Consider the following 12,332-nt stretch of genomic DNA (forward strand, 5'->3'; position numbering starts at 1 on the left):
CTTTCGTAACGATGGCAGCCCTATTCTCCCACCCCTCGACACTGAAGGCGGGCCGTGACCGACATCTCTCCCATCACCGGCGAATTTCGCGACGCGGCGCGGGAGTCGGCGTTCCAGAACGCGCGCCTGCCCGAATCGCGTCGGCACGCGCGCCTGCTCTTTCTGCTGTCGGCGGTGCTCAGCAGCCTCTTCCTCATCAGCGACTGGCGCTTTGCCGGCACGCCGCATTTCTGGGTGGCGGTGCCCGCCCGGATCGCGGTCATCCTCTGGTCGCTCTATTGCCTGTCGCTGTGCCGGCATATGACCAGTTTCACGCGGGTCGAGCGCATCTGCCTCGCCTGGCAGGTCGTGGCTGCGATCGGCGTCGCCTTCCTGGTCAGCTCGCGCAGCGACATCGCCATCTTCGTGCTGGTGATGCTGCCGCTCGTCTTCTACCTGGTGGTGCCGACCAGCTTTCGCGGCAATGTGGGCGGGGGCCTGGGCTGCGGCGCGGCCTTGCTGGTCGGCTATCTCGCCCCGTCGCCCCATTCGCCGACCACCGCCGGCCTCGTCCTGGCGCTCGCGATTCTCCATTGTGGCATGTGGATCGCGATCGCGCGCAACAACCGGCTGCAACGGCAGGAATGGACCGCCACCCGCATCGCCCGCGAGGCGCAGGCGGCGCTGGCGGCCAGCCGCGACACGCTGGAACGGATGTTCATGGCGGTGCCGCTGCCGCTGCTCGTCACCCGCCGCGACGGGACGGTGCTGCGCCGGAACCAGGCGGCGACCGACGCCTATTCGGGCGAAACCGACGCGCCGCCCGACAATGTCGTTGCGGCCTATGTCGATATGCCGGCGCGCGACCTGTTCTACGAACGGCTTCAGAATAACGAGGCGATCGACAATTTCGAGTGCCGCATCCGTCGCGCCGACGGCGTCATACGCGACGCCCTGCTCTCCTCTCGGCCGATCGTCATCGACGGCGATAGCTGCTTCATGACCTGTGCGGTGGACATCACCGAACGCAAGGAGACCGAGCAGCGGCTGGAGCGGCTCGCCATGTCGGATGCGCTGACCGGGCTTGCCAACCGCGCTCATTTCATGGCGGCACTGACGCAGGCGACCGCCGCCACCGCCGGCAAGGACGCGGCACGGGCCGCCGTCCTGCTCATCGACCTCGACGAGTTCAAGCGGGTCAACGACACCGCCGGCCATGACGCGGGCGATGCCTTGCTGTGCGCGGTCGCCGTCCGGCTGCGGCAGGCGCTGCGCCCCGGCGATCTGGTCGCACGCATGGGCGGTGACGAATTCGCCGTACTGCTGACCCGCCTGCGCGACGCCGACGCGGTCCAGCCGATCCTGGCGCGCATCACCGATCAGCTTCACGCCCCGCTTTCCTATCGCGGCCGGCTGATCGACAATCGTGTCAGCATCGGTGTCGCCATTTTTCCCGAGCATGGCGACGATGGCGCGGCGCTTATCAAACATGCCGACATCGCGCTCTATCACGCCAAGAATAGTGGACGGGGACGCACCGCGCTGTTCGGCCCGACGCTGCTCGACAGCTGGGAGCGCGAGGCCGCGATGCTGGACAAGGCGCGGCATCTGTTGGCGAAGGAGAATCCCGCCCCCTGGTATCAGCCCAAGGTGGCGCTCGACAGCGGCACGCTCGTCGGCTTCGAGGCGCTGTTTCGCTGCCCGACGCGCGACGGCGACATGATCATGCCCGGCGATATCGCGGCCGCCTTCGAGCATCCCGAACTCGGTCCCGCGATTACCGCGCGGATGCTGGACGGCATCGTCACCGACGCGGCGGCATGGCGGGCGGCCGGCCTGACCGTCGGACCGATCGCCTTCAACGTGTCGGGCGCGGACCTCATCGATGATCGCTTCGCCGACCGGCTGCTCGGCCGGCTGAAGGACGCCGGGCTCGCACCGTCCGCGATCGAGGTGGAGGTGACCGAGTCGGTTTTCCTTGGCCGTAACGCCGAACAGGTCGGCCGCGCGCTCCACAGCCTCAGCGCCTCCGGCGTTGCGATCGCGCTCGACGATTTTGGCACCGGCTACGCCTCGCTCTCCCACCTCAAGCAATTCCCGATCGACGTCATCAAGATCGACCAGCGCTTCGTCCGCGACCTGGAGACCGACCCGGAGGATGCGGCGATCGTCCGCACCGTGCTGAACCTGGCCTATAGCCTAGGCATCCGCACCGTGGCCGAGGGTGTCGAGAACCAGCGGCAGATGGAATATCTTCGCGCGGGCGGATGCCATTGCGGCCAAGGCTATCATTTCGGCGCCGCCATGCCGGCGGATCAGGTCGAGCAATTGCTTCGCGGCGAACAGCAAGCCCGCAGGCCCTGACGGCATTTTTTTGGGAACCAAAAGTCCGATCGATCATTTTGCCGCGCGCAACCTTCGACTCGTCACGAGTCCGCAACGACGGATTCGCGCGAACGGCGATGCTTTGCTACTGGCCGACTTGCTAAGAAGAGAGTCGGGGTCGTCTTGTCGTCAAAACATAATAAGGGGCCGGCCGGCCTGCGGCAGCGGCTGAACGCCCTGTTGCCCGAGCGCGAGATATTCCTGCGATCGGGCGGCCAGGTGAAATTCATTCGCATCACCCGCCGCGCGCAGGTCGCGACGGTCGGGCTCGTCTCCGCCGCTCTGGTCGGCTGGGCCGGCGCGACGCTGTCGATGGCGCTGACCAGCGCCACGGTGGCGCAGGAGCGCGCCGCGCTCGCCGCGAAGGGGGAGTCCGTCGCCAAGGCCGCCGGTAAGGTCGCCGATTACCGCAAGTCGGTCGAGGATCTGGCGCAGGATCTCGAAGCCCGGCAGGACTTCATGGATGATCTGTACAAGACCCATTTCGGCGCGGAAGAGGGCGATGCCGCCGGCGCGGACCTGGTGAGCGACGCCAAGGAGAAGAAAGCCGCGCGCCTGTCGACCAAGATCAGCATGGCCCCCGAAGCCGCGCCGCTGGTCCGCATCGCCGACCGGCAGCGCCGTTTCGCCCTGCTGCTGACCCATGCCGTCGAGCGCCGCGCCGACAAGGCCGCCGCTGCCATACGCAGCTTCGGTCTCAATCCCGATGCCCTCGCCCGCAGCGCCGCACGCGCGCAGGGCGGCCCCTTCGTCCCCTGGAGCGGGGACAAGGCGGACATGACGCCCGAACTGGGGCAACTCGCCGACGCGATGGCGCGGATGGAGTTTCTGGAGCGCAGCCTGCTCGCGATTCCATCGGGCCAGCCCACCGCCGCGCCGATGATGACCAGTTCCTACGGATATCGCCGCGATCCGTTCAACGGCCATGCCGCCTTCCACGCCGGCATCGATTTTCCCGGCCGCTACGGCCAGCCGATCAATGCCGCCGCCGCCGGGCGCGTCGCCTATGTCGGGCAGCGCCAGGGATATGGCAACGTCGTGGAAGTCGAGCATGGCAATGGCCTCATGACCCGCTACGCCCACCTGTCCGGCTTTGCCGCGCGGGTCGGGGCGAAGGTCGATCGCGGCGACACGGTCGGCCGCATGGGATCTACCGGCCGGTCGACCGGCACGCATTTGCATTTCGAGGTCCGGCTGAACGGCCAGGCCATCAACCCCCGCCGTTTTCTGGAGGCCCGCAAAGATGTTCTCCAAGTCCAGCAAGTCGCAACGGCCCGTTTCGCCGATGTCCGCGACCGGGGGTAAATCCATCCCCTTTTCCCTGATCGGCGGCGACGTGACGATCAGCGGCAACCTGACCGCCTCGGTCGATCTGCATGTCGACGGCGTGGTCGAAGGCGATATCAGCTGCGCCGCGCTGGTGCAGGGGCCGGACAGCCGCATCACCGGCCATGTGACCGCGCAGAGCGCGCGCCTGGCGGGGCTGGTCGATGGATCGATCACCGCGCAGGAACTGGTGGTCGAAAGCAGCGCCCGCATCACCGGAGACGTGCGCTATGCCACGATCAGCATCGAAGCGGGCAGCCGCATCGACGGCCGCTTCGCCCATCAGGACAGCGAGGGCGCACCCGAACTCAAGCTCATCGCCAACGACAAGGCGGGTTGAGCCGAGCCTGTTGCGATAGGCGCGTTTGCCATCGTTAGGATGGTTGCTGTCATGCTACCAACGTCCAGAGTTGCGGACGGATTTGCGCCGCCTTTCAGTATCCGATAACCGATTTTCATTTCCTGGAAGCGGTCACTACATCCGACGAACCGCTGAAGCCGCCCCCCGCTTTTCCCGGTCGGCATTGCACGGGAGAATATGACAGGGATGAGCCGGCGCGGGTTGCGTCGGCGAACGTCGATGGCCAGGCGGAACCCAGCCAGGCGGCGGAGTCCCGCAAAACGGGATGGCGTGCACAGCGGCGGGTGCCGGCAGCGCTCCCGCTGCCAGATTGACGCAAGCGACAGCCGCCAGTCGGACCGCGCTAGACCGCATGGCTGAAACGCCTTTCCTCGACCGCGAGATAGGCGTCGAACCGTGCTGCAACGGCCCGCGCATAGGGGCGAGCGGCGGGGGTTAGCGATATGCGTCCATCGCTGCACTGGACCAAACCCAGCGATTGGAATTCCGACAGATCGGGCATGGGGGTCGCGCCATGGTGCGCCTCCCCCCGGCAGAGCAGCCCTTCTATGATGCGCCCCCGCTGCCGGTCGTCTTCATCGCGGATCAGCCCGCGGGCGGCGGCCAGCCGACCAGCGTCGATCCGGTCACGCCAGGCCCCGGCGCGCTTCTCATTCTGGATCAACAGGTCGGGAAATGCGCTGATCGCGCTCGCACCCATGCCGATCAGTATATCAGCGTCGTCATCGGTGAAGCCCTGGAAATTACGGCGCAATCGCCCTTCCCGCGCGCTCCGCGCCAAGCCGTCGCCGGGCAGGGCGAAATGGTCGAAGCCGATCGCCTGATACCCGGCCGCGACCAGCCGATCATGCCCCTGCGCCGCCATGGCGAAGCGGGTTCGCAGGTCCGGCAGGTCGCTGGCGTCGATCCGCCGCTGTCGCGGCAGGAGACGGGGCATATGGGCATAGCCGAACAGCGCGATCCTGGCCGGCGCGAGCGCGATGCTGGCGTCCAATGTGGCGATCAGGTCATCGATTGTCTGTCCCGGCAGGCCGTACATCAGGTCAAAGCCGGTCGCCACATCGGCGCGGGCGAAGCCTTCCACCGCGCGCTCCACCAGGTCGTGCGGCTGGATTCGGCCGATCCGGGCCTGCACTGCCGGGCTGAAGGTCTGCACGCCCAGATTGACGCGATGCACCGCCATGGCCGCCATCGTCGCGATCCACCGGCTGTCCAGTCCGCGCGGGTCCAGTTCCACCGAAATCTGTGCATCATGCGCATCGAAACAGCGGGTCAATTGCTGCAACAGGCGGACGAAATCGACCAGCGGCAGGGAATTGGGACTGCCGCCGCCAAAGGCGATGCGCCGAACCCGGCCCCGGCCGGACAGGCGCGTGGCGATCATCGCCATTTCCCGCTCCAGCGCCTCGATATAGGCGGTCAGACGCTGGACGCGATTAGCCGCGCCAGTGTTGCAGCCGCAATACCAGCAGATATCGTGGCAATAGGGGATATGAACGTAGAGGGAGAGCGAGGCGTCCTGCTCCAGCGCGTCCAGCCGCGCCGTATATTCCGCCTCTCCCACAGCATCGCTGAATTGGGCGGCGGTGGGATAGCTGGTGTAGCGCGGCACCGGCCGGGTCAGCAGATCGGGATGATAGGTCCACATATGCACGGGATCGCACAACCGGGATCACCGCACATTGCGCCACGTCAAATAGCGCGTTGCGCCGGATCAATGTCCCATCCGCCAACGGAGCGCAAAGGGCAGTCACCAACCGGAAGGGAAGGAGACCCCTATGAACAGGACAGTCCTATTGCTGAGCGTCGCAGCCATTGCCGGCGCGCTCGCCACCCCGGCGCAAGCGAAGCAGGGCGATGTGCTGATCCGTCTGCGCGGCATCGTCGTCGCGCCCAATGAGAAGAGCGGCAGCGTGCTGCCGGCTTTCCCCGGCGAAAAGGTCGCCATCAACAATGCCGTCACGCCGGAAATCGACTTCACCTATATGGCAAGCGACCATATCGGGTTCGAACTGATCGCCGCCACCACAAAGCACAGCGCCAGCGGTCGCACCGGCACGACCGGCGCCATCGGCAAGCTCGCGTCCACCTGGGTGCTGCCGCCGACGCTGACCGCGCAATATCATTTCGTGCCGGAAGGCAAGGTGCGTCCCTATGTCGGCGCGGGCATCAACTATACGCTGTTCTACAATGAGGATGCGTCCAAGGCGCTGGAAGGCGCGGTCGGCAAGACCAAGGTGCACATGTCCGACAGCTTCGGCTGGGCCGCGCAGGCCGGCGTGGACATCGACCTCACCGACAAGCTCTTCCTGAACCTGGACGTCAAATATATCGACATCGACACCAATGCGCGGCTCGGCACGACCGCGGCGGGCGTGCAGAAGGTCCATGTGGCGCTCGACCCGCTCGTCTATGGGATAGGGCTTGGCATGCGGTTCTGATGCGGGCGGGGCGCCGTTGCGCGGAACGGCGCCCCGCCTTCTCCCTCCCGATCGGCCCGTACCCCGCGCGGGCGCGGGCTTGGCCGCGGGTCATAGCCACGTCCCATCGTTCAGGCGGGCGCGAGGCTCTTGACCAGAAAGGGAAGCTGCGCGCCGTCGGGCTCCGTCAATGTCAGGTAGCTGCCCGACCGGATGGCGTGCGCGTCCAGCCGGAATATCCTTTCATCATCCTCTTCGCCCGGCGTGTATGACAGCACCCACCCCTCCGGCGTGCGGAGCAAACAGCCGCGCCGGTCTGGCTCGTTCGGCCAGAAGCGGCGGGCGGTCGCCAATTCCGGATGGGTCCGATATTCCTGCTCGTTGATCAGGCCGTCGGATTGCAACGGCAGGCGCAGCACATAGCTGCGTGCGGCCGAACCATTGGGAAAATCCTCCGTGCGCGCCAGTTCCAGGCGTATCGTCGTCCATGTCATGGCTCCCTTTTCCCGTTTCGCGGGACGTGAAGAAATACGGACTATCCCTGATAGTGCGCTACCGGACCTGGCTCCTAATCAGAAGGTATTGGACGCATCCGTTCGGAAAGGCCGGGCCATGAAATCGATACTGCTTCATATCCATGACGATCCGGGTCAGGAAAGCCGGCTTCAGGCCGCCTTCGACATCGCGCGGGCGACAGGCGCGCATATCCGCTGTGTTCAGGTGACGATGCTGCCGGATATGGTGGCGGCCGATCTCTATGGCGGCGCGGGCTTTGCTCCGACGATCATGGAGGAACTGCGAGACATCGACCGCAAGGCGCAGGCGGAGGTCGAGACGCGGCTAGCGCGGGAAGGCGTGCAATGGGACTGGATCCGGTGCGAGGGCGAGGCCGTGAGCGGCATCCTGTCCGCCGCGCGGCTGGCCGACCTGATCATCGCGACCCTTCCGCAAGGCCCGCGTGACAGCCTACGCGACCCGCTTACGATCGTACCTGACCTGACGCTGGGCGGCCGCGTGCCGGTACTGGGCGTCCCGCAGGCGGCAGCGCGCTTCGCCGTCGCCGGGCGGGCGCTGGTCGCCTGGGACGGATCGCAGGAGGCCGGGGCCGCGCTGCGCGCCGCCGTGCCGCTTCTCAAACTGGCGGAGGCGGTGCTGGTCGTGACTGTCGAGGAGGGTGGGAAAAATGCCTTCCCGAACACCGACGCGCTGGAATATCTGTCCCGCCACGGCATCGAGGCCGAGTTCAGCAGCCAGCCGCACGACGGACAGAGCGTCGAGGCGGCGCTGATGCGCGCGGTGGGCGACCTTGCGATCGACTGGATCGTCATGGGCGCTTATGGTCACAGCCGGCTCCGTGAGACGGTGTTCGGCGGAGTCACCCGCCGCCTGCTGCGCGACGCGCCCGTCCCGCTCTTGCTGGCGCACTGAAAGGGCGGCATGGTCGCGGCATGGCGGTTGCGGATGACGAAACGGACGGGCTGAGCGCGCGCGCCCACAGCCTTGAGCAGGCGCTGCTGGGATCGATCCTGGCGACCGTGCCGGATGCGCTGATCGTCATCGACATGGCCGGGCGCATCATATCCTTCGGCGCGGCGGCGCAGCGCATGTTCCAATATGCCGAAGGCGACGTGCTGGGCGAGAATATCTCGATGCTGATGCCATCGCCCGACCGCGAGCGGCATGACGGCTATATCGGCCATTATCTCAGCACGGGCGAAAAGCGGATCATCGGTATAGGACGGTTGACCAGCGCGCGGCGGCGGGACGGGTCCACCTTTCCGATCGAACTGTCGGTGGGTGAGGTGCAGGACGGGACACGGCGGCTGTTCACCGGCTTCATTCGCGACCTTACCGAACGGCAGCAGACGGAGCGGCGCGTTGCCGATCTCCAGGCGGAGCTGGCCCATGCCAGCCGCGTGACGGCGATGGGCACGCTGGCCGCCGCACTGGCGCACGAGCTGAACCAGCCGCTGACCGCGATCGCCAATTATATGGAGGCAGGGCGCGACCTGCTGGACATGGACGGGCCGGTCGACCGGGACATGCTGCGCGAGGCGATGGACGAAAGCGCCGGTCAGGCCCTGCGCGCGGGCGAGATCATCCGGTCGCTGCGCGAATTCATCCGCCAGGGGGAAACGCTGCGCCAGCCCGAGGCGCTGCGCGGCGCGCTGGCCGAAAGCGTGGCGCTGGCCTTCATCGGCGTGGACAGCCGGGGCATCGACATGGACATCAGCGTCGATCGCAAAGTGGACAAGGTGCTGGTCAACCGGGTGCAGTTCCAGCAGGTGATCATCAACCTGGTCAAGAATGCGGTGGAGGCGATGCAGAACCGCCCGGCGCGCATCCTGCGTCTGACCGCCGCGCCGGTCGAAGACGGCCGCGTAGAGGTCGTCGTCGCCGACAGCGGGCCGGGGCTGGACCCGGACATGTCGCGCACGCTCTTCACCCCTTTCACCACCACCAAGGCGCAGGGCATGGGCCTTGGCCTTTCGATCAGCCAGACCATCGTGGAGGGCAACGGCGGCCGCATCTGGGCTACTCCCTCGCCATGGGGCGGCACCGCCTTCCACTTCACCCTGGACGCCGTGGACTAGCAACGGAAGACCGGCATGAGCGAACCCTACACCATCTATGTCGTGGACGATGACGACGCGATCCGCCGCTCGCTGTCCTTCATGCTCAGGACCAGCGGCCATGTGGTGCGCCTATTCGCGGGCGGGCTGGAGTTTCTCAAGGAGGCCGGGACGCTGCCACCTGGCTGCGTGCTGCTCGACGTGCGTATGCCCGACATGGACGGGCTGGAGGTGCAGCGGGAATTGCGCGCGCGGGGCATCACCCTGCCGGTCGTGATCATGACCGGCCACGGCGATGTCGACATGGCGGTCGCGGCGATGAAGGCCGGCGCCAGCGACTTCATCGAAAAGCCGTTCGAGAAGGCGGCGCTGCTCGCCTGCATCGAGGCCGCCAGAACATTGTCCGTAGCCGAGCGGGGCGCGATGGCGCGCGCCGAGGAGGCGCGGGCGCGGCTCAACATACTGACCGACCGGGAGCGCGACGTGCTGGACGGGCTGGTGCAGGGGCTGCCCAACAAGAGCATCGCCTACGATCTGGGGATCAGCCCGAGGACGGTGGAAATCCACCGCGCCAACCTGATGCAGAAGCTGGAAGTGAAAAGCCTGGCGGAGGCGCTGCGGATCGCCTTTCATGCCGGATAGGGGTCGGTTTCCGTCGTTCGAAGCCATCGGCCGCTAAGGATATTTACGGATAGGTCGCGGTCGGCGCCCTCGCCATTCAGCGGCATGGACATGCGATTTGACATGGCGCAAAATGCCGCCTTCCCGACCCCGACACGATCCTGCGGCAGCCAATCCTGCGACGCCTGCGTCGTGCGCGACCGCGCCATCTGCGCGGACCTGGCCGACGGCGATCGCGAGGCGCTGAGCCGCCTGGGGCGGCGGATCACATTGCAGGCCGGTCAGACGGTGATGTGGGAAGGAGACGACAGCATGGTCGTCGCCAATGTCATCGAAGGCACGCTGAAGCTTGCCACGTCAACCGGCGACGGACGCGAGCAGATTGTTGGCGTCGTCTATGCCTCCGACTTCATCGGCCGCCCTTTTGGCGTGCGAACGCCGCATAGCGTGACGGCTTTGACCGACGCGCGGCTGTGTCTTTTCCCCCGCGGCGGTTTCGACGGCTTCGCCAAGCGGCATGGCGAATTGCAGCATCGGCTGTTGCAGCGAACGCTGGATGATCTCGACCGCACCCGCGCCTGGATGCTCCTGCTGGGCCGCAAGTCCGCGCGGGAGAAGGTCGCCACCTTCCTTCTCGACATGGGCCGGCGGCTGCCAGCGGACAGGGAGGGCGTGATCGCGCTCCCCCTGTCACGCCAGCAGATCGCCGACATTCTGGGCATCACCATCGAGACGGTGTCGCGGCAGATGACCGAAATGAAACGTGGCGGGGTGATTGATCTGATCGGGCGGCGCGGCGTGCGGCTACTGAACATGGCCGCGCTGGAAACGCTGTCCGAGGCGGTTTGACGCACGCCCGTCCGGGCATTCGCCGCCGACCTCACCACCTACGCATTTTCCCGTAAAGACCCGCCGCACCGCTTTTGACAGAGGTCAGGGCACAAGGGCGGGGGCTCTCCAACAGAGCGCCGCAGAGCCTTTTGCGGGGACAGATCCATGGACAGATTGGTAATGCGAACGGGCGGCTGGTTCGCGCTGGCGCTGGCCGCCTTCGCGGCGATGCTGGCGGCGCGCGACAGCGGCTTTTCGGTTCATATGGGAATCGTGAGCGCGGCGGCGCTCGGGCTGGCCGTTTATGGCATGCGCGCCGCCGACTATGCGGGATTTGCGCGGGGACTGGTTCGCATGCCGGCCCAACAGGGGCGCTATTATGACGATGTCATCCGCTGGGGCGTGATCGCCACCATCTTCTGGGGGCTGGCCGGTTTCCTGGCGGGGCTCTACATCGCGTTGCAGCTCGCCTTCCCGGCGCTGAACCTGGGACTTGAATATACGAGCTTCGGGCGGCTGCGGCCGCTGCACACCTCGGCTGTCATCTTCGCCTTCGGCGGCAACGCGCTGATCGCGACCAGCTTCTACGTGGTCCAGCGCACCTGCCGCGCCCGGCTGTTCTCGCCCGCGCTCGCGAACTTCGTGTTCTGGGGCTACCAGCTCTTCATCGTGCTGGCCGCCACCGGCTATCTGATGGGCATCACCGAGGGCCGCGAATATGCCGAGCCCGAATGGTATGTCGACCTGTGGCTGACCATCGTCTGGGTCGCCTATCTCGTGGTCTTCGGCGGCACGATCCTGAAGCGCAGCGAGCCGCATATCTATGTGGCGAACTGGTTCTACCTCAGCTTCATCCTGACGATCGCGATGCTGCATATCGTCAACAATCTGACGGTGCCGGTCAGCTTCCTGGGCTCCAAGAGCTACAGCGCCTTTGCCGGCGTGCAGGATGCGCTGACCCAGTGGTGGTACGGCCACAACGCGGTCGGCTTCTTCCTGACCGCCGGCTTCCTCGCCATGATGTATTATTTCGTGCCCAAGCAGGCGGAGCGGCCGGTCTATTCCTACCGCCTGTCGATCATCCATTTCTGGTCGCTGATCTTCCTCTACATCTGGGCGGGGCCGCATCACCTGCACTACACCGCGCTCCCGGATTGGGCGCAGACGCTGGGCATGGTCTTTTCGATCATGCTGTGGATGCCGAGCTGGGGTGGCATGATCAACGGCCTGATGACGCTGAACGGCGCATGGGACAAGATCCGCACCGACCCCATCATCCGCATGATGGTGATGGCGCTTGCCTTCTATGGCATGTCGACCTTCGAAGGCCCAATGATGTCGGTGAAGGCGGTCAACAGCCTGTCGCACTATACCGACTGGACCATCGGCCATGTCCATTCCGGCGCGCTCGGCTGGAACGGCATGATCACCTTTGCCGCGCTCTACTATCTCGCCCCGCGCCTGTGGAAGCGCGAGCGCCTCTATTCGCTGCGCCTCGTCAACTGGCACTTCTGGCTCGCGACGGTGGGGATCGTCCTCTACGCCGCCTCGATGTGGGTCGCGGGCATCATGCAGGGGCTGATGTGGCGCGAATATGGATCGGACGGCTACTTGGTCTACGCCTTCTCGGAGGTCGTGAGCGCCATGCTGCCCATGTACCTGATCCGCGCGGCCGGCGGCCTGCTCTACCTGTCGGGCGCCATCATCATGGCCTGGAACATCGGCCGGACCATCGCCGGCAGCCCATTGCGCGCGGAAAAGCCGATGCACGACGCGGCCTATGACCCTGCGGCCGACAGGCCGCTGATCGCCCAGCCCGTTTAAAGGAGACGCCCA

General features: G+C 66.2%; 11 protein-coding genes. 9 read left to right on the forward strand and 2 right to left on the reverse strand.

The window, feature by feature from the left end; translation table 11 throughout:
• Positions 1-54: 54 nt before the first annotated feature.
• From ACETPF_RS14385 to ACETPF_RS14395, 3 genes are all read left to right on the forward strand, one after another.
• The gene (locus tag ACETPF_RS14385; protein ID WP_373935227.1) at positions 55-2,343 is read left to right on the forward strand and encodes a putative bifunctional diguanylate cyclase/phosphodiesterase; all 2,289 of its coding nucleotides are present in this window, start codon (positions 55-57) and stop codon (positions 2,341-2,343) included.
• A 144-nt stretch (positions 2,344-2,487) separates the two neighbouring features.
• Positions 2,488-3,669, forward strand: coding sequence for a M23 family metallopeptidase (locus ACETPF_RS14390; RefSeq protein WP_373935228.1), 1,182 nt, complete (start codon positions 2,488-2,490; stop codon positions 3,667-3,669).
• On the forward strand, positions 3,650-4,030 hold the full coding sequence (locus ACETPF_RS14395) for a bactofilin family protein (protein ID WP_373935229.1): 381 nt from the start codon (positions 3,650-3,652) through the stop codon (positions 4,028-4,030). Before ACETPF_RS14390 ends, ACETPF_RS14395 begins: the two co-directional genes overlap by 20 nt.
• Before the next feature lie 364 nt (positions 4,031-4,394).
• On the opposite strand, the gene hemN is transcribed toward ACETPF_RS14395, so the two are convergent.
• A complete protein-coding gene (gene hemN, locus ACETPF_RS14400; RefSeq protein ID WP_373935230.1) occupies positions 4,395-5,699 on the reverse strand; it encodes an oxygen-independent coproporphyrinogen III oxidase in 1,305 nt (434 codons plus the stop codon).
• Positions 5,700-5,829: 130 nt separating this feature from the next.
• Between hemN and ACETPF_RS14405 the strand changes: the two genes are divergently transcribed.
• Positions 5,830-6,492 carry an OmpW/AlkL family protein gene (locus tag ACETPF_RS14405; RefSeq protein WP_373935231.1) on the forward strand — a complete coding sequence of 221 codons (663 nt, stop codon included), beginning with the start codon at positions 5,830-5,832 and terminating at the stop codon, positions 6,490-6,492.
• Positions 6,493-6,602: 110 nt separating this feature from the next.
• Here ACETPF_RS14405 and ACETPF_RS14410 read toward each other — a convergent pair whose 3' ends face one another.
• A complete protein-coding gene (locus tag ACETPF_RS14410) occupies positions 6,603-6,965 on the reverse strand; it encodes a hypothetical protein (RefSeq protein WP_373935232.1) in 363 nt (120 codons plus the stop codon).
• Positions 6,966-7,083: 118 nt separating this feature from the next.
• Here ACETPF_RS14410 and ACETPF_RS14415 point away from each other — a divergent pair, with 118 nt between their 5' ends.
• The 5 genes from ACETPF_RS14415 (at position 7,084) to ccoN (ending at position 12,320) form a co-directional block, all read left to right on the forward strand.
• Positions 7,084-7,899, forward strand: a complete 816-nt coding sequence (locus ACETPF_RS14415; protein WP_373935233.1) for a universal stress protein — start codon at positions 7,084-7,086, stop codon at positions 7,897-7,899.
• A 20-nt stretch (positions 7,900-7,919) separates the two neighbouring features.
• Positions 7,920-9,065: a sensor histidine kinase gene (locus ACETPF_RS14420; protein ID WP_373935234.1), complete on the forward strand. Its 1,146-nt coding sequence runs from the start codon at positions 7,920-7,922 to the stop codon at positions 9,063-9,065.
• 15 nt (positions 9,066-9,080) lie between these two features.
• On the forward strand, positions 9,081-9,686 hold the full coding sequence (gene fixJ / locus ACETPF_RS14425; RefSeq protein ID WP_373935235.1) for a response regulator FixJ: 606 nt from the start codon (positions 9,081-9,083) through the stop codon (positions 9,684-9,686).
• 84 nt (positions 9,687-9,770) lie between these two features.
• Positions 9,771-10,514: a Crp/Fnr family transcriptional regulator gene (locus ACETPF_RS14430; protein WP_373935236.1), complete on the forward strand. Its 744-nt coding sequence runs from the start codon at positions 9,771-9,773 to the stop codon at positions 10,512-10,514.
• A gap of 147 nt (positions 10,515-10,661) precedes the next feature.
• Complete coding sequence (gene ccoN, locus ACETPF_RS14435) at positions 10,662-12,320, forward strand: cytochrome-c oxidase, cbb3-type subunit I (protein WP_373935237.1); 1,659 nt, start codon at positions 10,662-10,664, stop codon at positions 12,318-12,320.
• Positions 12,321-12,332 lie beyond the last annotated feature (12 nt).

The organism is Sphingobium agrisoli, from assembly GCF_041877245.1.
Classification (GTDB): Bacteria; Pseudomonadota; Alphaproteobacteria; order Sphingomonadales; family Sphingomonadaceae; genus Sphingobium.